Here is a 21989-nt window from a genome sequence, read left to right on the forward strand (position 1 = left end):
CCCCCGTCATTTTTTCCCTTCAGACGGCCAAAATCGGCCGCACGGGAGGGATGAATGACGATGAAATTTTTCGCGGCCGTTCTGGCTTCGGGCGTCTCGGCGACCGCACTCTATGCACCCAGCGCGTGTGCGCAGACGGGCGAGCAGACCTACAATATCGAGGGTCAGCGCCTTAGCGACGCACTTCGCAAATATTCGGACATTTCCGGCCGCGAGGTCATCGCGGCTTCGAGCCTGCTCGAAGGCCGACGCAGCAACCGTGTCCGCGGGCGACTCTCTCCCGACGCCGCCCTTTCCCGACTCCTCACCGGCACGGGCCTGACGATCGAACTCGTCGAAGGCGCATGGGTCCTTCGCTCGGGAAACGTCGATGCCGGGGAGACTGGATCGACTGAGACGAACGGCGAAGCGATCATCGTTACAGGCTCGCGCATTCGCGGTGCAGGACCGACCGGTTCTCCGGTCGTCACCATCGACCGCGAAGCCATCGAAAAGAGCGGCTATGGCACTGTTCAGCAGATGCTCCAATCACTGCCACAGGCATTTGGCGGCGGCCCCAACGAGGCAGTCTCGACGACCACGACCCGGAACGGCGGGGGTTCGGATTCGACTTTCGGCTCGAGCATCAACCTGCGCGGCCTCGGGACCTCGTCGACCCTCGTCCTCATCGACAATGCGCGCCCAGCGCTTGGCGGGATCGGCGGCGTCTTCGCCGACATCTCGCTCATCCCGGTAGGCGCGGTCGAACGGATCGAAGTGCTGATCGACGGCGCATCGGCGATCTACGGCGCCGACGCGGTCGCCGGGGTGGTGAACGTGCGGATGCGGAGTCGCTTCGAGGGAGCCGAGACAATGCTGCGCGCGGGCACCGCCGATGGCGATACGACCGAGTTGCAGTTCGGCCAAATCTTTGGTCGTGACTTCGGCGGCGCACGGCTGGTGCTTGCTTACCAATACTCGCAGCGCGGTGCGCTCGCGGGCGCCTCCCGCGATTTCGCGCGCGAGGATCTGCGGGCCTTCGGAGGCCCCGACTATCGGACCAACTTCGCGGTGCCCGGGACGATTACGGCCGCGAATGGACAGCGGTTTGGCATCCCGGCCGGACAAGACGGCCGCGCATTGACTGCCGCTCAGCTGATTCCAGGTGTCCAGAACCGCTACGACGGTCGCGTGAACAGCGACATTTTGCCGAGAACGCGCATTCACAGCCTTTATGCCGCTGCCGAATTCGACCTTACCGACACGTTGACCTTTCGCGCAAGCGCGCTCGCGGCGCAGCGCCGCTACAGCCGCGTCAGTACCGGAGACTTCATCCAGGCCGCGCGGGTGCCGGTTACCAATCCTTTCTACGTTGATCCGATCGGCACGAACCAGCCGGTCAGCGTCGCCTATCGCTTCGTGAACGACTTGGGACCGCAGATCGACAGCGGCCGGGCGCGCGGCCTCACCGCCTCAGCGGGCTTCGACCAGGAAATTGGCCGCTGGCGCGTGCAGGTCGGCGGCGCCTATGGCCATCAGCGCGGCATCGCGAACAAGGCCAATCTCGTCAATCGCCCGCGCCTTGCTGCGGCGCTTGCCGACACCAACCGAGCAACCGCATTCAACGTCTTCGGAAACGGCACCGCAAACAATCCGGTCACCATCGACAGCATTCGCGGCACATTCCAGTCGGTCAATGATTTCGAAAGCTGGTCGGCGGCGCTCCGCGGTGACGGCCCGCTCTTCCGCCTGCCCGGCGGCGAGGTCCGGCTCGCGATCGGCGCGGAGTATCGCCGCGAGAATTTCGACTATTACACCGTCAACGGATTCAGCCTCGCGACGCCCTTCACCGACCCATTCGACATCATTCCGAGCGTGCGGAAGGTTCGCGCAGCCTATGCTGAACTGCTCGTGCCGGTCTTCGGGCCGGATAACGGGATGCCGGGTTTCCGCAGGCTCGACATTTCGTTGGCCGGGCGCGCCGAGAAATACAGCGACGTCGGCCGAAGCGAAAATCCCAAGGTCGGCGTCCGATGGGAACCGTTCCAGGGCATTGCGCTGCGCGGGTCCTACGGAAAATCCTTCCGCGCGCCCGCCTTCGACGAGCTCATCGGCGAGGCGATTTCGCTGTTTCAGACCGAAGCGGTCCCCGACCCCGCTTCGCCGACGGGCACGACCAACATACTCGGCCTGTTCGGCTATGCACCGGACGTAGGTCCCGAAAGAGCGACGACCTGGACCGCGGGCATCGACGTCGCCCCCTCGTCGCTTGCCGGTTTCAAGGCGTCGGTCACCTATTATGACGTCGACTATCGCGACCGCATCGGGACGGCGAGCGAGGATTACACCCGCTTTCTTGTCGACCGGGCGCGCTTCGGCGGGCTGATCACCGACAATCCGTCGCTGGCACTGGTAGAGGGATATTTCGCACGTCCCAGCTTCGTGAACGCAGCAAACATCGCGCCGGGCCAGGTCGCCGCGATCCTGGACGGTCGCATCCGCAACCTCGCCGCCGAACGCCAGCGCGGGATCGATTTCGATGTCGGCTATTCCCCCGCATTCGCGGGCGGAACGCTCGACCTCGGCATCGCGGGCACGCATATCTTCTCGATAAAACAGCAACTGACTCCGGGCGGGCCGCAGGTCGATGTCGTCGGCACCTATGCCAAGCCGGTCAAATGGCGCCTTCGCGGTCGCTTCGGTTGGGCGACGGGCGGCTTCTCGGCCAATGCCTTCGTCAACTACATCGACGGCTATCTCAACCAGGTCGTGACGCCGATGGAGCGGGTCGGTTCTTGGACCACGTTCGACCTCAGCATCTCGCAGCGCATCGGGGGCGGCGATGGCGTGGAAGGGCGGGGCCTGCGGCTCAGCCTTGGAATCACCAACCTGTTCGACAAGGATCCGCCCTATGTGAACAACCGCAGCGTGTCGTCCGCGCTCGGCTACGACCCCGAGAAGGCGAGCCCGCTCGGCCGCATGATGTCGCTCCAGGCCACCATCCGATGGTGAGCAAAGCCGCGATCCTCGGCTGTCTCCTGGCCGCGGCATCGCCCGCGGCCAGCCAGACGACCCCGCGCGAAATCGCCGAGATTGCCGACCTGTCGGGGCTCGCGGTCTCTCCTGACGGAAATTGGATCGCCTATCGGGTCGAGCGCCCATCCACCGTCACCAACCGGATCGATATCGACTGGTATCTAGCGCCCACGGACGCCACCGCCCCTCCCCGCGCGCTCGGACGACTCGGCACCGCGATGTGGAACGACGCCGGGAGCGTCCTGCCCGGCGAAGCCACATGGATGCCCGACGGCAAGGCAGTCGTTGTCCGTGCCCTTGTCGACGGACGAATCGGCCTGTGGGTGAGTCCCATCGACGGGTCGGGATTCCACGAGATCGGGCCAAGCGAAGGCGAAATCGAGGCCTTTGCCATCGCCGCTGACGGTACCGTCATCTCGCGCGAAGGACCTCCGCGCGATGCGATCGCGCGGGCAGAGGAGGCCGAGCGCGACACCGGTATCTTGTTCGACGCGCGCGTCGATCTTGCCCAACCCCTCTATCGCGGCGCCTCAATCAATGGACGTCCTTCGACGCAGCGCTTCTCTGGTGACTGGTTCGACCGCGTGCCGCTGCTCGAAGATACACCGCGCGCTGTCGTTGCCCGAGACGCATCCGGCACCAGCGAGCGCCCGGCGAACGACGCTGAACGCGCCCTGCTCAAGCCGGCGCCCGGGCCGGACATCCCCGAAAGCCTCCGCGGCATTCTTCGGCAGCGCGGCGTCTGCGTCGCGGCGAGCGGCTGCCCGAACGATGCGGAGCGTATCGCATGGCGGAGCGGGCTTGCCGACGGCCGCGTCCTGATCGCACTCCGCGCCCAATCGGGCCAAACGACCCTGCATGTGTGGACGCCCGCGTCGGCGAAGTTCAAGATGATCGCGGTCTCGGCAGGACAGCTCTCGAGTGGGCGGAGCGACAGCAAGCCCTGCGCTGCAGGCGAAAAAGCAATCTTTTGCGTCGAGGCGGCCGCGTCGGTCTCACCCCGCCTCGTCCGGATCGAGGCCTCTGGCCGCAAGAAGATCATCGATTCCCCAAATTCATTTCCTGGCCGCGACGGGCTCCTTGTCGAAACGATCGCGTGGCAGGTGAGCGGCAGCCGTGCGTCGGGCATACTCATCCGCCCGAAGATCCCCGGGCGGCTGCCGCTCTTCGTCACCTACTATCGCTGCAATGGATATCTGCGCGGCGGAACAGGCGACGAATGGCCTCTGCGCGCGCTTGCCGCGGGCGGCATCGCATCGCTCTGCATCGACGTCCTCCCAGGCGGCGAGATCGCGCAGGATCGCTACCAGATCGGCATGGAAGCCGTGCGGGCCGCGATCGACACCCTCGACCGGCGCGGAACGATAGATCGCAGCCGCGTCGGCATGGGCGGTCTCAGCTTCGGAAGCGAGGTTGCGGTATGGACTGCCATGCACAGCGATCTTCTCAAGGCGGTTTCGATCGCCTCGGTCCAGATCGAACCCACGTATTACTGGTACAATGCTCGCCCGGGCCGCGAGACATTCGCCCGCAATATCCGGCAGAACTGGAAGCTCGGCCCGCCGGATACCGAACCTGCCGAGTGGCAGGCGCTTTCGGCCGCGCTCAATATTGATATGATCACGGCGCCGATGCTGCTGCAACTTCCCGAGAGCGAAGCGCGCCAGTCGGCCGAACTGATGAGCAAGCTTGCTACCAACGGTCTCGGCGAGACCCACCTCTTCCCCCTCGCCCCGCATCTGAAGGTCGAACCCCGCCAGAAGCTCGCGGCCTATGAGCGCAATCTCGACTGGTTCCGCTTCTGGCTCAAAGGCGAGATCGACCCCGATCCAGCGAAGGCCGATCAGTATCGTCGCTGGCGGCTGCTCGGCCCCATCAAGGGCGAGGCTTCTACCGACCGCACCCAACGTTCGACATCGGCGATTTCGAGCAGCCGGAAATAGGCGAAGTCGCCCTCGACGAGATCGTGCGCGAGGTAGGTCTCGATCGCAGGCTTGTCCAGCAGCCCGCGTTCCGCCAGCCGCCCGCCGAGCAGGAGGTCGGCGAGCGCACCGCGCTGGCGAAGATAGCTTGCGGTACAGAGGGAATCGAGCCGCCCTTTGCCGCGCCTCCAAACGACCTCCGGCGGAAGTCGCGACGCGAATGCGGCGCGGGCAACCGCGCGGTCGCGACCGCCCCTCACCCACGCCCAGCTCGGAACAGTAAGGCAAAATTCTACCACCGGCTGTGAAAGCAGCGGCGCTACGACATCGCGGTCCCGCCAGCGGCGCGGCCGGTCGACGAAGTCGAGGATGCGCCGAAGCGCGCGCACATGGTTGCGCTTGCCGCGCGGCGCATCCTCCTCGCCCGCATCCCAGGGATGAGCCGGCGGCGAGGCCGGCACCTGGTCCGCGACGCAGAAGCCGGTCTCACGGCGCCAGCCGCTCGGGCCGTCCCGCACCGCCCGATACGCCAAGCGAGCGGCCTGCCAGACCGTTGCATCGCCCGCGCGCGCGACGTCGCGCATCGTCTCGAATGCAGGGCGCCGCGGCCCGAAATGACGAAAGGCGTCGAGGATCGGCGCGACGCTCGTGTCGAAATCGAAGATATTGTCCCCACCGATGCCCCCGAAGATCGCGGCATCGGAAACGGGGAACGCCGATTCGAAGGCATCGTCGATCCCGCCGAGCACGCCATAGGCGGAGGGCCGCGCGTGAAGGACAGGCGGTAGCGATACCAGATCGATGCCGGTATCCGCGTGGGGCATTTCGAGAAGCTCAGCACCGCAATGCGCCGCGACGGCGCGCGCGTAGGGACGCTCGTCGCCGTCGGCACCGGACGAAACGAAAGTGACGGCAGAGAAATTGGCTTGCGCCGATGACAGGCCTGCCGCGACGATCGAAGAGTCGAGTCCGCCCGACAGCTCGAGCAGGATGTCGCTCCGATTCCCACACCAGCCTCGCAAGCACCCAAGGAACCGACGTTCGAGGTCTAGCGCAAGTTCAGCGACTGGTCGAAGATCGGGCTGCGAGACAGCCTTCCAAGGCGTCCACAAAGTCTGGACAGCTGACTCCTCGGCCAAAAACTTGGCACAGCTGCCGGGCAATAGCTCGCTCACACCTTCAAGCCCGGTCCGTTCGGTCCGCAGATTGGCGTACGCCAAAGTCCCGGCGATGAACTGCCAATCGAATGACCCGATGCCAAGCATTGGCGCGACCAGCTCGAGATCGTTCCAAAGCAGAAAGCCGTCTTCAAACCGGGTCCAGTAGATCGGCATGCCGGTGAGCGCGGCGCGCGCGATCTCGACCGATGCATCGTCGACGGTGAAGGCCAGATAGCTTCCCCAGCCGTCGCCGGGCGCGTGGCAGGTAGCGCCCGAAAGCGAATAAATGTCCCCGAGCAATAGGGCACCGCTTTCCATCACTTGGTCAGCAATGCCGGCGCCTGCATAGACGGTCAGTGCGCCCGCATTCTGAACGCATCGCAATGCGTGGCGCTCGGCAGCTGCCGCAAGCGCCAGCCCCCCGGACGTGGTTCCCACAAGTGCGAGAATGCCGCGTTTCATCCGATCGCCAATATTGGTGTGAAGTTGCGGGCCTCGGCCGAGGTTCCGGTCAACACCGCGCCGGGACTCTGTAACCAGCAATGTGCGGCAAAGGGGCTGAGACGCACCCCAAAAACCAGCCGCGCGCCTAGGCCGTGCGACAGGAGGATGTGGTCGAGCGCTAGCGCGTCGATCAAACATCGTGGCGGGGTCCGCGCCATCCAGCGCGATGCTGCATAGGATGAAGCGATGCCCCGAACCGCCGCTTCGGCGCCCGGCACGCCGAGCCGAAGCTTTGCGTTCCGCATGGCTTCCACCGTTGACGCGATCCGGTTTGGCCGCATCGAACGTCTTGCCCAGCGCAGCGCGCGGGACGCTGCGAAACCCATGCGGAGCGATGTCGGTCCGTCGGCGACCGCCGACAAATCGTTGGCCGGAATGTGAGGCGAGGCCGGATCGAGCTTCGTCGGCTCGCTCGACCGTGCGAGGAATCCTGTCGCCACAAGACGCCCCATCGCCTCGCTGTCGTTCGGCTCGCCTGCCCGAAGCCGCTCGAAGGCCGCGCGGTCTTGCCCGCGCAGCGCGAAATATTTGTCCCGGACAAGGTCGAGGAAGACGAGATCTCCGTCGACTTCGCAATAGCCCGTTCCGGTTGCCAGTTTCCAGCCGGTCGTCATGGCGCCGCGCGAGACCCGGGAGCCGCTCGATGCTGGACGGCTCCCGGATACACCAGTCAGTCCTGGACGAGACCGGGCGTCGGCATACGGCCGCCGGCTTCGACATACAGGCCCCAGTCGCCGGCGGTGTCACCGGAGACCGAGCCGAGTTCGACGAGCGTGTCGTTATCGCGTTCCATGTTGCTTCCCTTCTCAGACACAAGGAAACGACCGGGGGCCGGCCTCGGGCCGGTCCCCGGAGCGCTGGTCAGTCCTGGCTGAGTCCGAGCGGCTTGAACTTGCCGTTCGTTTCGATGCCGACGTCTTCGCTGCCCGCGGTGTCGCCGGTAACGCTGCCGAGTTCGATCAACTCATTGAGTTCGCGGTCCATGATCGCTTCCTTCCATGATTGCCGCGGAATTGCGGCCCTCTCGAAGCTAGGGAGGCCGCGCCGTATAGGAATTTAATACGACTCATATTCTCCGAATATTATCCAGCGGCTCGGACCGGCGCCGGATTTCGGCCGCGACGCGGCCGGCATATGACGCGCGGCGGCGATGGAAGCGCGTGATTTTACTGCGTAAAGCGCTCCATCGACCGAACCGGTAATCGTCCGCCATCGCCGTGAGCGCGTCGCCCACAGACCCATCGACACGAACCTCCAATGTGCGGATTGTCATGCTTCGCTCGACACAATTGATGATGGTAGCGCGAAGTTCGCCGTTGCTGCTGCCGATTGCGATGGTCCGGAAGAGGCCATTGAGCCCCTCAGGATAGGCCTGGTGATTCGCGAGCGAGATCAGTCCGCCTGGCAAATCGGGCCTCGGCGTCCTCCCCTTCAACGCCAGCGAGAGAAGGGCGCCGGTCCACCAATAGAGTTCGACCAAATCCGCCTCATTAAGAAGGGGCTGCCGAAACCCCTCCTGATGCCAGCTCTCGATGATCCGCTCGCCCGACAGGCGATACAGGGCATCGCGAACGGGGGTAGCGCTGGCCGCCAGCGACTTTGCGAGCTGCGCCGCCTCGAGGCGCGTACCGGGCGGATAGGTGCCCGACAGGATACGCGCCTTGAGGTCCAGATAGACCCGCTCCATCGTGGTGCCCGGGCTCATGCCGCGAGCGTCCCGTCTCCGCCCGCCGATCTTTGGTCGCCGATATAGTCGGCAAGAAGCGCCTGCTGGTCGGGCCGGAGCGCATCAACGGCTGCGATCGGGTCGGGGGGATAGCCGCGGAACAGGATCGAGGGACACTGGCCCTCGAAGTTGCCGAGGTTTGGGCGATGCTGTACATAGCCGGTCAAGGCCGCCAGCTCCGGCGGAAAGTCCTTCGCGACGTCGGGTGGATAGGCGAGCCACTGGTTCTCATATGGTTTCAGCCAGCCAAGGCAGTAGCTGATGATGATCCCGCGCCGCACCGACGCGCTGCAATTGCCGCCGGCTCCGTGGAGCGTCGAACCCAGGAAGACGATGGCATCGCCCGGCATGGTCTCGGCAATGATCGGCTCCTCCGCCGGTTCCTCGATGAGCGCCTCGAGCCCATGGCTTTTCGGCCAGATGATCGTGGCGCCATTCTCGGTGGTGAAGGGCGTCAGCGGCCACATCACATTCACGAGATATTCGACCTCACCGAGTGTGCCCTGCCACATATCTTGATCGCGGTGCGGGAATTGCGGAAGCGCTCCCGGATGCAGCTCAATCGCTTGGGCGAGATTGAGCTGGATGCGCTCACACCAGTCGCCGAGCGCGGCCTCGGCGAGGGCGAGGATCGCCGGGTTCATGACCAATGCGCCAACATGCGGCGAGCGGATGAGCAGGCGGCCGAAGCGCTTGGTGCGTGTCCCATAGAAGCCGCCCTCGCAAAAGGGCGTCGCGGCGTATCGCGGATCGAGGTCGCGATCGATCGCCGCGATCAGCTCGGCGGGAACGGCTTCGCGAACGATCGCGTAGCCGTTTTCCTTGAGCGCCCGCATCGAAGCAGAGGGCGGCTGGTGGCTATCGACTGGAGCGATATCGGTAATCATGGTCCCGCTCCTTTCACGCTGCATTGGCCGCGACCGGCGTCGCAGCGCTGCCCGAAACAATCCCCGCCGACTTGAGCCTTGCGGGGGTGTCGGCGTCGATCTCGATCCGCAGCGAGGTCAGCGCGCGGCCGTCGTAAATGCCGGCTTCGCCGAGCGCCTTGCAGTCCCAGCCAAAGGTCCGGATCTGAGCGAACCAGTCGAGCTCTGCGACGCCGGTGTAGGAGCGGATGCCGTTGGCGAGCGCATAGTCTACCAGCCCGACAAGAAGCGTGTCGCGCGCGGTGCGGCGCTGGCGCGCACCGATCCCCGGCGACAGGCAGAAGCGCGTGATCTCGAAGATGTCGGGGCCGGACGGCGGGATGCCGTCGACGAGGCCGGGGAAGAGACCATCGAGAAGAGCCGGGCGCGTGGTGGGAAGGAGGCGCGCCGAGGCGAGATGCCCGCCCTCCTGATCGCCGACGATCAGATAGGTCGCATGGGGATCGTCGAAATGATCGATCTCGAACCGGTCGGCGAGCACCGGCAGGTCCCATTTCAGAAGATCGATGAAGACGCGCTTACGCGCCTCGAACATCGCGCGGAGCAATTGATGCTCGTGCGCGCGGTTGGAATGGTCGATTACCGAAAGCATGGATGTGTCTCCTTTTCGAAAGAGACCATCCAATTGAACGGCTTTTTGCCACTCCACCATAGCACGATCGGGGGGTGTCGGCGAAAAAAGTTCAGCGCTTGGCGATATCCTCGTAGCTGAGGTCGCCGGCATAAAGCGCGCGCACCGTCAGCGTGATCCCACCATTCGCGTCGTAACGCTGCCGCGCGTTGCGAAGATGCTCGCGAACCGTGTCGGGACTGAGATCGAGGATGCGTCCAACCTTCGGGGCACTGTTGCCTTTGGCGGACAAGATCAGACATTCGCGCTGGCGGTCCGTCAGCCGCGGCCCGACCTGCGCGAGTTCGGGATTGGCGAGCAGCCGCGCGGCTTCGAAGGCTGGCCCACCGATCATTCGGGCAAAGAGGAGCGCCATATCATTCGCGGCGATCCCCGGCGTCCAGGCGAAGGACACCGAACCATGCGCCTCGCCAGGAATATGCGCCGGTATGGTAAGCCCGTCTCCTATTCCGTGCCGCTGCGCCTCACTGAGAACCAGTTCGTCCTCGGGGCGTTCGCCCGAAAGCGGCTTCATGTTGCGCCAGAAGAAACCCTCGAGACTGCGGTGACTGGCGCGATGCACCGGATCGGTAAGCCCTAGGCCGCGCTCGTCAAACCAGCGGGCCCAATCCTCGGGATAGTTGTGGACGCGAACACCCCTGTCGGGAGCCGCGAGGAAATCGACATGGTGGCTCAGCGCGAACCAGGAACAGCCCATGCGCGCGCAGGCCTCCGCCAGCAGATCGGCCAGACCCGCCGCATCCTTCACCCGCGTGACGTCGAGCGCAAAAGCATGCGCAGCGTCCATCGTCGGCATTGCGACCCATGGCAGCGGACGGCAGTCGTCGCCAAGTCGGCCGACCGTCCCTGCTCCTCGTCATGGCCTGCGAGCGGTGCCCTCTCAATGGGCCGTCCCGCCGGCGACGGGTGATCGCCGCTGGTCATAGCGATCTACAATGATGTAAATTTGCGGATGTTACGAATATATTTCAATTATATTCGGGAGATAGAACCAGATTGGGGCCATTTTGCCGAAAGCGTCCGAATGCCCGACGGCTGTCATCGGCCCCGCTTGCGAAAATCCCAGACCGGAAGGCCGATCTTCGCAGCCTTGTCGGCGAGATTGTCCTGGATGCCGGTGCCGGGGAAGATGATGACCCCGACCGGCAGTGCTTCGAGCATCCGGTCGTTGCGCTTGAACGGCGCGGACTTGCCATGCCGGCTCCAGTCGGGACGGAAGGCCACCTGCGTCACCTTGCGGGTTTCGGCCCAGCAGGCGGCGATGCGTTCGGCCCCCGTCGGCGTTGCCCCATGGAGCAGGATCATATCGGGATGGCGGTCGCGTGCGCGATCGAGAGCATCCCAGATCGCCCTATGATCGTCGACATCAGCGCCGCCGGTGAACAGGATGCGCGTGCCCTCGGGAAGAAGTGCAGCCGCTTTCTGGCGCAACCGCGCGTCGAGAAAGTCACGGCTGTCGATCATCGCCGCGGTCATCGACCGGTGATGCGCGCGCGATCCGGTGCGCGGTGACCAGGCCTTGCGGCAGTGGGTCCGAAATTGTTCGGCGGCGCTTTCGCGGAAGAATTCCATCGCATCGCGCCGTTCGATCAGGCTGATCCCCTGCTGCACGAGGCGTTCGAGCTCGACCGACCGGATCTCGCTCCCGTCCTGTTCGCGCTGGGCTCGGCGTTGCGCCTGTTCATTGTCGTCGAGGCTGCGTTCGACCCGCTCCCCCGCGCGGTGGAAGAGGTTGACGACGTTCCAGAGGAGCTCTTCGAGATCGGGCTCGATCCGCGTATCGTCGAGACAGCCGACAAGGGCATCGAATATGTCGGCGACAGCGCCGGCCGCCAGGCGGGCATCGGGCAGCGGGCGCGGGTCGGGTTCGTCTTCGAAGGGGCGATGTCCGAAGAGTTGCATCTCCTGAAGGAGGAGATGGGTGGCGCCGGCTTCGGCAGGATCGTCGGCGGGTTCGGTGGGGCTCAACATGATCGTCTCCAGTCGGGTTTTGCCGCGCTCGCGCGGCCTTCGCGGCGACCCCTCGCGGCGCGCCGTACCGAACTGCACCGCGGCCCCGGCCGCGGCCGAAGCCGAAGGCGGAGGATGGCGGGCGAAGGCTATTTTGTTTCGCGATGCAAAGGGGCGCCGCGCGCCCCGGCGGAAAATAGCCGCCCGCCCGCCATTGCGGGCCCGGTACGGTTCGCCGCAGTCGCCCTCTTGCGAAGGCCGGAGCGCGGCCACCCCGTGGTGCTGCATCAGCACCGGTCCATCCCTCGCCCGCCCTCCTTCCGGCCGATGCTGAGGCGTCAGAGCAGGAGTGAACGATCCGCAGTCCGGAGCTGGGATCGAAGCGAGCCGATCATTCGCTGTCGGCCGAGTGTCATGAGATCGGCATTGAAGTCGCCGCGATCCGCTTCGAGCGCGATGACCTCGATGCCGAGCGGCCGGGCTCGGTCGCAAAGCGTCCCGAAGGCGGCCGCACCCGCCGGGTCGTCGTCACGCGCGACATACAGTCGCTGCAGTCCGCGCGGGAAGGTCAACGCTCCCAGATGGGCCGCCGAAAGGGCGGCGATCATCGGCAGGGCTGGTGTGATCTGACGCAAAGACAGGATGGTTTCGATGCCTTCGCCCGCCGCCATGACCGCAGCCGACGTGCCGAACCGAACGCCATGACCGAGCAATTGGCCCATGGCGCGCCGCGGATAGGCAACCGGCGCCTTGTCGCAGGCGGCCGAGTCGAGCCAGGTGCGATGGACTCCGGTGACATTGCCCGCCTCGTCAGTGATCGCCGCGATCAGGGCGGGCCATGCCCGGCGGACATCGGGGGCGTCGTCCTCGGATGGATGATAGAAGCAATGGGGATGGAAACGAAGCCATTCGGCATCGCGAAGGTCGCCGATCGCGCGGGCAGACAGATAGGCGCGGGCAAGGGTGCCGCTGAGCGGCTTCGATCCGGCCCATAGCCTGCGGGCGGCCTCGGGGGTGCCGCGCGGTGCTTTACGCGGAGCCGGATTTCGGTCGCCGGGCATGACGGCAGGCAGGCTCAGAAAGCGGCGCGCCTCGTCGAGCGTGTCGCGGAAGGATGTATGGCCGCAGCTCGCGGCGATGACATCGAGAAGATCGCCATGATCGCCGCTGGCGGCATCGGTCCATTTGCCAGCGGACCGAAGACCGTCGGCGGTGCCAGAAAGGCGAACGTAAAGGCTGCGGCCCGGCGAATTACGGACGTCACCGACCATCCAATAATGTCCCTCGCGGCGTCCATGGGAGAGATATCGGCGGCAAACCGCCTCGGCATCGTCGGCGAGGCGTCGCGCGACCTCGGCTGCAGGACTCGACATGGGGGCCTCCTTCACAAGACAGGCTGCGCGCGATCCCGCCCGGTGGAGCGGGTCAGGAAGGCATGCGGCGGTCTGGCAGCCCCTGCCGGACACCTCCGATGTTCGCGCGGAGCGTCCTGATTTCAAGGGCCAGCGAAAAAATGGGGAGCCCGGCACAGCGCCGAACTCCCCGAATGATAGTCGGTGGCGTTATTCGGCGGCAATCGCTTCGATGTCGTCGTCGCCCAGCTCGTCATGGCCCGCTTCGATTGCAGGGCCATCGTCATTGGCCGCAGCCAGCTCCCCATCACCGTCGGGCTCGTCGATGACGGGCGTGCGCAGCGGATGTGCAAGCCAGCCGGTGCCTTTGAGCAGGTCCTCGGCGGCGCTCGCCATCTCGGGCTTCTTCAGTCCCGCAATCCGCGCCGCCGCTTCGGCCCCGCAAGCCTCTTCGACGGCATCGAGGATCCCCGGCTTGGTCACCCGTCCGAGGTAATTGGCCGTGGTAGCAACCCAGCCCGCCTGGACCATGTCGAGGCCCGACGCCCGCGCGAGGATGTGCGAATGGTCGATCCGGCTCGCCACCGCGCGGGCCGACACCCGGCCTTCATTATAGCGGGTCGCCGGCTCCCACACCGCATTGACGCCGAAGGAGACGCAGTGCGCGAACAGTGCTGCCTGGTCATCAGCGTCGAGACCGGCAAGCACGTCCCACAGATCGGCGGTCGCATCGGGCAGCCGCTCGGACCAGCCTTCGTGCCGTTCGCGAATGGCCCGCGCGGACGGCGTATCGTTGAGCCCCGCATCATAGCCGACCATCGAATGATTGCGCAGCGCGATGCCGACGCAACTCGCCGAGGAGGCATAGGTGTAGAAGCATTCGAGAACGATGGCGTGGAGCATCGCCGCAAACGCCACCAGCGGGCTTGCGGCCAGCGCGTCGCGCAGCGCAAGGGTGCGGTGCGCGGTGAGGTCGGTCACGAGCTTGTCCGGAAGCGGGCGGACGAGATCATCCGGATCTTCGCCCTCGCCGGTGCCGCCTTCTTCCGGAGATGTCGCGCCGACCGCATCTTCCTGCATTTCGTCGCCGATCACGCCGCCGGCCGCTTCCTCGCCGCCCGCAGCTTCCTCGTCAACGGGCTCTTGCGGCTCGTCCTCGGGACGAACGAAGCCGCGTTCGATATGCAGCGACCCGTCGACATCGATGCTCACGAAGGTGCCGGCGATCGCCACTTCCTCCGGGTCGTAGATCAGCGGCTTCGAGACGAGCGGCGCGATCTCCTCGTCGATCGCATCGATCCGGGCACTGATTTCATCGGGGATGTCCTCGGCGCCCGCCCATTCGTCTTCGAGCCGGTCGGCTTCCTCGCGCAGCGCTTCGATCCGCGCCTCATCGTCGGCGCTCGTCTCGGCCGCCACGCCATCGAGCGGGCGGTGGCCGAAGGTGTGGCCATAGGGGAAGTCGACCGCCGTCTCGATCCACTTCCAGCCTTCCGCCGCGACACGCGCAACCTCGGCTTCGAACTTCTCGGCCTGCAGCCGGTCGAGCAGCGCGACGTCCTCGAGCCAGCCGCCGTCATCGCTTTCGAAGAGATCGCGAAGAATATGTCCGCCTGCCTCGCGATAGGCGTCGAGGGTGACGAACTGGACGCGCTTGTCCGATGCCCGAACCTTGTCCTCGGTCAGCCGCGCGCGGATATACCAGGGCTGCTGGGTGTGGCTCGAGGCGAGCATATCCCAGACCTGTTCCTGCCGCGCGTGATCGCTCGACACCGAAAAGGACATCAGCTGTTCGAGCGTCATGCCGTCATCGGCGTAGATGTCGTGGAGCTTGGGCGAGACCTCGGCGAGCTTGAGGCGCTGTTTCACGACCGCGGGCGTGACCATGAAGGTCGCCGCGATCGTTTCGATGTCGGTGCCCTGTTCGACGAGCTTCTGCATCGACCGGAACTGGTCGAGCGGATGCAGCGGTTCGCGATGGACATTTTCGGCGAGCGAATCCTCTTCGGCCGACACGGCATCATCCTCGCGGACGATGCAGGGCACGGGCTCGGTCTTCGCCAGGCGCCGCTGTTTCACCAGCATCTGGAGCGCGCGGAAGCGGCGACCGCCGGCCGGGACTTCGAAGCGACCGGTTTCCTGGCCCGCCTCGTCGCGCTGGGCGCGAACAGTCAGGCTCTGGAGGAGGCCGCGCCGCGCGATGTCCGCGGCAAGGCTGTCGATCGACACCCCGGCCTTCACGCGCCGCACATTGGCCTGGCTCAGCACGAGCGCGCTGAAGGGAATTTCCCGCGCGCCGCTGAGGGTGATTTTTGCCTGTTTCGTCATGATGCTTCTCCATGACAGGCCGCCGCGAGACTCTCTCCCGGCTCTCAGCCCGTCATGGCTCCGGCGCAGCCCTCTCCCTCTGAAGGGAAAGGACCACGCCGCCGGCGAACGCGAGATTTGCTCAGTGGACCGAGGCCAGAAGCTTGGCACCCTTGGCTTCCAGCTCGAGCCGTCCATCCTGATGCGGACGCTCGCGGGCCAGCGCGGTGATCCCCTGCACGAAGTCGAAGATCGATGCGGGCGGGTGCCCCTCTTCCTGCAGCACGCTGCGGATGATCCGCTCGCTCTCGCCCTTCGAGAAGCCGCGTTTGCGCAGGAAGGTCTGCCGATCGTCATCGTCGCGCGCGACGATCGCGGCCCGAGCGGCCTTGATGCCGTTCATAAAGGAGACCGGCGAGGAAGAGGCGAAGCGTTCGAGCGCGGGCGCCGCTTCCTGCGCGAAGCGACCGGCCGCGAACTTGCTGTGCCGGATGCTGATCTCTTCGAAGCCCTCGGCGCCCCAGATGTTCCGGTTCATGCAGACGGCGCGAAGATAGAAGGTCGCCATGCCGAGGGCTTTCGACCCGACCTCGCTGTTCCAGCAGTAGAAGCCGCGGAAGAAGAGGTCGGGATCGCCGTTGGGCAGACGACCGGCCTCGATCGGATTGGCGTCGTCGACAAGGAAGAGGAAGACGTCGCGGTCGCTGGCGTAGAGCGTCGTCGTATCTTTCATGACCTCGACGAAGGGATTGTGGCGCATCGTCGACCAGTCGAGGAGCCCCGGCACCTTCCACCGCGTGTCGCCAGTGCCATTGCCCGCGATCTTCATGACCGCGGCGACAAGCTCATGATCCCAGATGCGGCCATAATCGGGGCCGGTCACGGCACGCAGCTCGGTGCGCCCGTCGCCGGTCTCGAGCGTCTTCACCAATTCCCCGCGATGCGCGAGCAGACCGTGCTGCATGTTGATGCCCGCCAATGCGGCGGGAAGCTGGCGCAGATAGGCCGACGGCGCCCCGACGAGACTGCACATTTGCCCGAAAGACCAGTGCGTGGGTGCAACCGGCGCTTCGCGGTCGGGAAGGAGCAGGCTCAGTCGCTCGGGTTCGTCGGGCGCGGCGATGACGCGAATGGCGCGGGTTTCGACAGTCCGCGCAGTCGCGGTCTCGGCCCGCGCGCGCACTGCATCATAAAGGTCGGAGAGCGACAGGTAGCGCTCGTCGTCGGGCCGGGAGAACCATTCGGACGAGACGCGGCCGATGCGCCGGCCTCGCGAGATATCGACCTTGTAGCCCGGGGACGAATCGCGGGCGAGGGTGCTGGGTAGAAGTGTCATGGCGTGTCTCCGCGACGGGTCCGGAAGACTCTCTCCCGGTTTCAACCCGTCACCTGGCCCCTCTCTCCTCTCCCTCTGCGGCCGCCGAAGGGGGCCGCGCTTCGCGGCGGGACATCGCACCACCGACGCAGGTGCCGGCCGAGACCGCTTGCTGCTATCGCAATCGGGTGCGCGCCAGGTCCGGCTGGATGGGCCTGCTTCGGCGGTTATCCGTCGGTCAGATCGTAGAGGCTGCGATCATCCTGTGGGTGCGGCTCGAACTTCGGCAATAAAGTCGAGAAGAGCGGGCGCGATGAACCGACCGAAATCGCGGCTTGTTTTCACGTTCGATGACAGCGAAGCCGCCGCCAATCGGCCACGGGGAATGATGCTCGCAAGCTCTTCGGCCAGCGACTGCGGGTGTCTCGCGTCGTCACCCGCGAACAAGATGACCGGAACGGAAATGACGGCAAGCTCTTCGGGATCTTTAAAGGATCGGTCGCGACCGATCGCCGCAGCCGCGGCAATGCTCTCCGCATCGGAACGCGGGATCGCCTCGCAAACCATCGCGCCGATGATCGGAGATAGATGCGGCAAGAGGGGCTCCCATCCGGCCAGAATGCCGTCACGCTGTACTCGCAAGGCGAACGCCTCCATCATCCGGATTTCAGCCTCCTTTGCCTTATCGTCCTCGATATCCTCGATCCCGATCGCGATGACAGCCAGAACATAGGTCGGAAGATCCACCGCGAAGCGGAGTGCTATCGTCGATCCAAGTCCGGCGCCTCCGATGATGGCGCGCGAGAAACCAAGGGCGTCAAGCAACGCGACTGCATCGGATACATATTGGGCCCAAGTGTGGCGCGCCGTGTCGCGACATCGCGATCGGCCATAGCCGCGCACATCGGGAAGTATTACCGCATATTCGTCCGGGATTGTCTCGATCAGGGGCAGGAACATTGCGTGATCGGGTCCGCCACCGTGGCATAGCAGGATCGGCGTTGGATTCTCGATCCCTGGAGCCGCCGCCGACACCCAGGCAGACAACTCACATCGATCATCGCCCAGAAACCGGATCTCGGCCAGAGCCGCTTGCCTCGACATGATCGCCTCTCCTTCATTCTCGGGCCTAGGCGGTGTCTGCAGCTTCGCCGTCGCGAAGAAAGCGAGCGACGATGCAGCCATCATCGCTTATTCCGTCGCGGCGGGCATCGTCTAGAATGCCCTCCAGTTCCAGCCTCCCGATCGGGTCGTCGTCATTTTCCAGGAGACCGCGGGCCGATCGTTCGACTTCGGCGACGTCGAGCGGCGAAAGGATAAGGCGGCAAAAATAGTCGATCGAAAATTCTTCGGCTGCAAACATAGAGATTAGTTCGATCGCCGTGGGGCAGGCGTTGTGCACATATCCGCTCTTGCGGTCGCGCCTCTTCAGCCAGTTGTCATAGCGTCGTGCGACGCGCTGGGAAGCAAGGGTGTCGTCGAACCAGCAATCCAGGATGAGCACGGCGCAGCGCGCGACGCGCGACGCCTCGCGCAATGCTCTCGGCAAATTCTCCGTATGATGTGCGACATAATCGAGCGTCACGACGTCGAAACTGCGGTCTTCGAATGGCAGCGCTTCGGCACGACATGAAATGACGTCCAAACCCCGGGATCGCGCGCGGACGCAAGCTTGGGTTTCCGGCTCGATCCCGACAGTGCGGGCGATGCCCGCTTCGCGCGCTGCGACGAGAAGATCGCCCGTGCCGCATCCGACGTCGAGTAAGGTTGCCGGCTTGAGAGCGACAATTTCGTCGAGCAATTGGCGCTTATATTCCCCATGGGGACGGGCGGCGGACGAACGCTTCGTGGACTGGATCATCATGGGTAGGCGCATAAGGTCTCCGTCGATTGCGAAGACGATGCTGAGCGTTGGAGACTATGTCCGATAGATGATATCAGGACATAATGAATTCACTATCCGACAAGAATGCTCCTTCGGTCTCGATCGAGGTGGAACGAGCCACATTCCATGCACGAAGCATCGGGGAGTGGCACCGGCACCCAGTAGTCCAACTGATATACCCGAGCAGGGGGGTCATGATATTGCACACCCGTGAGGGACAATGGGTCGTTCCGCCCCAGCAGGGCGTTTGGCTGCCCGCGGACCATGAGCATCGCGTCGAGACCTCGGGCGGTTTCGAGATGTACAGCATATATTGTTTCGGCAGCATTCTACGGAGGCTGCCGAAAGAAGCCGGGCTAACTTCCGTGAGCCCCTTGATGCGCGAGATCATTTTTGCGGCCGCAGGCACGGGCGCAGGGGCGCGTCAGCGGCATCTGGCCTTCCTCTTCGCCGACGAGATGGCGTTGAAAATATCGCCTGCCCTGACGATCCCGTCGGTCACAGCGCCCCGTATCGCGCAAATCGCCGCGGCACTCGATCGCAATCCCGGCGACCGGAGGAGCCTCGAAGCCTGGTCGGAGCAACTCCATATCTCGAGCCGAAGCCTTGCGCGGCTGTTCCAACGCGATACCGGAACAGGCTTTACCGCGTTTCGGAACCAGATTCGGCTCAAGGCCGCGCTCTTGCGGCTGGCGCAGGGCGAGGCGGTCACATCGATCGCGCTCGAACTCGGTTTTGGGACGGCGAGTAACTTTATCCGCTCGTTTCGCGAACTGACCGGTGTAACGCCGGCACGCTACTTTCCCGATCGCAAGCGGAATCGAGACAATTAGTCTCCCGCTCTCACCGAGAGTGGCTTGGCGCGCAAGTTTTTGCGCAATCGGCGCGTGACATTCTGTTTTACCTAGCTGGGAGTCGGCGAAGTTGTATAGACGACTTATGAACCCTTCGCTCACTCGAAAATCCCCCGCTTCAGAATCTCGGCCCCGCGAGGCAACCCGGCCGCCCGAAGAGACGGGAGGCGAGGTGATGCCCCGGTACGTCGCCATCAAGCAAAGCATTTGCGATGCAGTGCGGGACGGCCGCCTCAACCCAGGAGACCGGGTGCCGTCGGAAGCGGAGCTGGTTCAGCAGTTCGACGTTTCGCGGATGACCGCGAACCGCGCTCTACGCGAGTTGCAGGCGGCGGGCGTCGTCGTGCGGCGCGCCGGCAGCGGATCGTTCATCGCAGAGCCAAAGCCGATCGGCCAGATGATTGAAATCCGCAACATCGCCGAGGAAATCCGGGAGCGCGGTCATGCGTACCGCGCCCGCGTGATCCAGAACCGCGAAGAGCGCGCCAATGTAGAGACGGCGCCGCTGCTCGAGGTGTCCGTGGGCACGAAATTGTTCCATTCGATCATCGTCCATCACGAAGCCGAATTTCCGATACAGATAGAAGAGAGGTTCGTTCTCGCGTCGATCGCCCCCGACTATGGCACGCTCGACTTCACGCGGATGACACCAAATGAATATCTGACGCGCATTGCACCGCTCGAACGGGTCGAGCATCGCGTTTGCTCGACGATGCCCGACGAGCGGATGCGCGGCATGCTGGGATTGTCCGACGGCGAACCGGTGCTCCAGATGACGCGCCGGACTTGGAGCCGCTCGCGCCTTGTGTCGCATGCCTGGCTGACACACCCCGGAACACGCTTCGAGCTGTCAGCCGCCTTTTCGATCGACGATTGAGGCCGGTCAGCCGGTGCGGGTGACCACGACCGGCTTGCGGCGCCGGCGCAGCCAACGGAAGTCGGCTTTGCTGAAGCTTTTGAACAGCAGGTAGAAGCCGGTTCCCGACAGCCATAGTACACCGAAGGCGACGAAGATGATCAGCGGGTGGTTGAAGCTCGACCGGTTGATATAGTCCATATTGTGGAGCATCCAGAAGAAGTCCCATGTGCGCCAGGTATCGCCGCGCATCACGAGAAAGCGGGCGGTATCGAGCGAGACATAGGCGCTGCTGTTCTCGTCGTCCGCGAAATCGACGCGCCACATCGCCCCCTCATGATCGCGCGATTCGAGGTTCGGCTTGGCGATTACGCTCACCTCTCGGATCGGCGCCTCGTTCATCATGGAGGCGACTTCGCGCGCCATGGCCTCGTCGACCCGGATGTGCTCGCCGCTTGTCGCGTCGACGAGACGGACGCCTTTTGCGGAGCGCACTTCATAGACCGGCCGGGTTCCGAGATCGCGAAGGATCACGCCCGTGACAGGTTCGCCGCGCGGCAGGGCCGCCACGTCGAAATATTCCCCCGGTGGCAGTGGATGCGCATGCGACATCCCGCCGCCGTGCCCGCCGACCTTATCCTTGTCGAGCAGCGCCATCACCGATCCGCTGAGCGCCCAGAGCAGGAACTGGAGACCCAGGATCAGCCCGACCCATTTGTGGATGCGCCGGAAGAAGAGCGGCGTCAGTCGGATGCGTTTCATGCCTGCTTCCTCTTGCGGCGTTTGAAGGACCAGATCAGCAACCACGCCCCGCTGATCGCCATCGCGAAGACGCTCCAGGTCGCGACGCGGAGCAACGGGTTGTTGACGTCGGTCCGCTCATCATAGTCCATGATGTGGAGCATCCACGCGAAGTCGAACACGCGCCACAATGCGTGCCGGCGCGAGATAAGCTCACCGGTCGTCGGCGACAGATAGAGCGTCGGGCGGTTCCAGCCCTCGAACTCGACCTGCCAATAGGGCGGCTTGCGCGACTGCATTTCCTGTGGCGCTTCGGTCAACAGCCGCACCGACACGATCTTGCCGTCGCCGGTGTAGATGCGCCGCGCCTGCTCGCGGACCTGGGACTCGGTAAGCGCAGGCAGCGGCGCACCCGAGCGGGCATCGAACAGCCGCGCCCCTTCGGGAGTTTCAGCGCGCCAGACGGGGCGATCGAAGAACCGCTGCAAGCGAACCTCGGACGCACCGGGCGCGGCCGCAACGATCCGCGACGGCGGCGCGAGGCCCGCGAGGTCGAAGGGCTGAACCATCGGCGCGCGCACGAGATGGTCGCCATGGATGGTGTCGATATGCACGACCACCATGTAGAAGCCGGTCAGCGTCCAGAGCAGCGCCTGGACGCCGACCACCAAGGCCAGCCATTTATGCGTTCGCCGGACGAGCAGCGGCCAACGGATCGCCATATCGATTACCCTCAGAACGCGGTGCGGAAGCCGACGTAGAAACGCCGTCCGAGCAGGTCATAGGTCATCGTGTCGGTGTTCGCATCGGTGAAGCTCTGGATATAGGGCGCCTTGCGATCGAAA

20 protein-coding genes are annotated in these 21989 nt (G+C 64.8%); 4 read left to right on the plus strand and 16 right to left on the minus strand.

What is annotated here, in order from left to right; translation table 11 throughout:
- Window positions 1-54 precede the first annotated feature (54 nt).
- A complete protein-coding gene (locus tag ATE70_RS20295; protein WP_052181959.1) occupies window positions 55-2991 on the plus strand; it encodes a TonB-dependent receptor in 2937 nt (978 codons plus the stop codon).
- Window positions 2985-4958, plus strand: a complete 1974-nt coding sequence (locus ATE70_RS20300) for an Atxe2 family lasso peptide isopeptidase (protein WP_037553315.1) — start codon at window positions 2985-2987, stop codon at window positions 4956-4958. Before ATE70_RS20295 ends, ATE70_RS20300 begins: the two co-directional genes overlap by 7 nt.
- On the opposite strand, the gene ATE70_RS20305 is transcribed toward ATE70_RS20300, so the two are convergent.
- From ATE70_RS20305 to ATE70_RS20360, 14 genes are all read right to left on the minus strand, one after another.
- Window positions 4859-6559: an asparagine synthase-related protein gene (locus ATE70_RS20305; protein ID WP_039579005.1), complete on the minus strand. Its 1701-nt coding sequence runs from the start codon at window positions 6557-6559 to the stop codon at window positions 4859-4861. The two genes, ATE70_RS20300 and ATE70_RS20305, sit on opposite strands and share 100 nt — an antisense overlap.
- Window positions 6556-7215, minus strand: coding sequence for a lasso peptide biosynthesis B2 protein (locus ATE70_RS20310; RefSeq protein WP_037553313.1), 660 nt, complete (start codon window positions 7213-7215; stop codon window positions 6556-6558). The genes ATE70_RS20305 and ATE70_RS20310 overlap by 4 nt, the downstream gene beginning before the upstream one ends.
- 56 nt (window positions 7216-7271) lie before the next feature.
- Window positions 7272-7394 carry a hypothetical protein gene (locus ATE70_RS25710; protein WP_255265931.1) on the minus strand — a complete coding sequence of 41 codons (123 nt, stop codon included), beginning with the start codon at window positions 7392-7394 and terminating at the stop codon, window positions 7272-7274.
- A gap of 68 nt (window positions 7395-7462) precedes the next feature.
- Window positions 7463-7585, minus strand: a complete 123-nt coding sequence (locus tag ATE70_RS25705; protein WP_255265930.1) for a hypothetical protein — start codon at window positions 7583-7585, stop codon at window positions 7463-7465.
- Window positions 7586-7667: 82 nt separating this feature from the next.
- A complete protein-coding gene (locus ATE70_RS20315) occupies window positions 7668-8306 on the minus strand; it encodes a GntR family transcriptional regulator (RefSeq protein ID WP_052181958.1) in 639 nt (212 codons plus the stop codon).
- Window positions 8303-9214, minus strand: a complete 912-nt coding sequence (locus ATE70_RS20320) for a phytanoyl-CoA dioxygenase family protein (protein WP_037553312.1) — start codon at window positions 9212-9214, stop codon at window positions 8303-8305. Before ATE70_RS20320 ends, ATE70_RS20315 begins: the two co-directional genes overlap by 4 nt.
- A 13-nt stretch (window positions 9215-9227) precedes the next feature.
- The gene (locus ATE70_RS20325; RefSeq protein WP_052181957.1) at window positions 9228-9845 is read right to left on the minus strand and encodes an acyl-homoserine-lactone synthase; all 618 of its coding nucleotides are present in this window, start codon (window positions 9843-9845) and stop codon (window positions 9228-9230) included.
- A gap of 91 nt (window positions 9846-9936) precedes the next feature.
- Window positions 9937-10671: a helix-turn-helix transcriptional regulator gene (locus ATE70_RS20330; protein WP_052181956.1), complete on the minus strand. Its 735-nt coding sequence runs from the start codon at window positions 10669-10671 to the stop codon at window positions 9937-9939.
- Between the two features lie 251 nt (window positions 10672-10922).
- On the minus strand, window positions 10923-11855 hold the full coding sequence (locus ATE70_RS20335) for a DUF2493 domain-containing protein (RefSeq protein WP_037553311.1): 933 nt from the start codon (window positions 11853-11855) through the stop codon (window positions 10923-10925).
- Between the two features lie 317 nt (window positions 11856-12172).
- Window positions 12173-13207 (minus strand): DUF7146 domain-containing protein, encoded by a 1035-nt coding sequence (locus tag ATE70_RS20340; RefSeq protein WP_037553310.1) that lies wholly within the window; start codon window positions 13205-13207, stop codon window positions 12173-12175.
- A 189-nt stretch (window positions 13208-13396) separates the two neighbouring features.
- Entirely contained in the window at window positions 13397-15514 is a 2118-nt protein-coding gene (locus ATE70_RS20345; protein ID WP_037553309.1) for a ParB/RepB/Spo0J family partition protein, read from the minus strand.
- Window positions 15515-15635: 121 nt separating this feature from the next.
- Window positions 15636-16829 carry a hypothetical protein gene (locus ATE70_RS20350; protein WP_037553308.1) on the minus strand — a complete coding sequence of 398 codons (1194 nt, stop codon included), beginning with the start codon at window positions 16827-16829 and terminating at the stop codon, window positions 15636-15638.
- Window positions 16830-17066: 237 nt separating this feature from the next.
- Complete coding sequence (locus ATE70_RS20355; RefSeq protein WP_197411521.1) at window positions 17067-17996, minus strand: alpha/beta fold hydrolase; 930 nt, start codon at window positions 17994-17996, stop codon at window positions 17067-17069.
- Window positions 17938-18684, minus strand: a complete 747-nt coding sequence (locus ATE70_RS20360) for a class I SAM-dependent methyltransferase (RefSeq protein ID WP_081932950.1) — start codon at window positions 18682-18684, stop codon at window positions 17938-17940. Before ATE70_RS20360 ends, ATE70_RS20355 begins: the two co-directional genes overlap by 59 nt.
- 71 nt (window positions 18685-18755) lie before the next feature.
- Between ATE70_RS20360 and ATE70_RS24470 the strand changes: the two genes are divergently transcribed.
- The gene (locus ATE70_RS24470; RefSeq protein WP_081932949.1) at window positions 18756-19526 is read left to right on the plus strand and encodes an AraC family transcriptional regulator; all 771 of its coding nucleotides are present in this window, start codon (window positions 18756-18758) and stop codon (window positions 19524-19526) included.
- Between the two features lie 196 nt (window positions 19527-19722).
- Window positions 19723-20424: a histidine utilization repressor gene (gene hutC, locus ATE70_RS20370; protein ID WP_052181953.1), complete on the plus strand. Its 702-nt coding sequence runs from the start codon at window positions 19723-19725 to the stop codon at window positions 20422-20424.
- A 6-nt stretch (window positions 20425-20430) separates the two neighbouring features.
- Here the strand turns inward: hutC and ATE70_RS20375 are convergent, their stop codons facing one another.
- Window positions 20431-21165 carry a PepSY domain-containing protein gene (locus ATE70_RS20375; protein ID WP_037553306.1) on the minus strand — a complete coding sequence of 245 codons (735 nt, stop codon included), beginning with the start codon at window positions 21163-21165 and terminating at the stop codon, window positions 20431-20433.
- Window positions 21162-21866, minus strand: a complete 705-nt coding sequence (locus ATE70_RS20380; protein WP_011542692.1) for a PepSY domain-containing protein — start codon at window positions 21864-21866, stop codon at window positions 21162-21164. The genes ATE70_RS20375 and ATE70_RS20380 overlap by 4 nt, the downstream gene beginning before the upstream one ends.
- Window positions 21867-21989: the final 123 nt, after the last annotated feature.

It is taken from the genome of Sphingopyxis sp. H053 (genome assembly GCF_001468225.1).
Classification (GTDB): domain Bacteria; phylum Pseudomonadota; class Alphaproteobacteria; order Sphingomonadales; family Sphingomonadaceae; genus Sphingopyxis.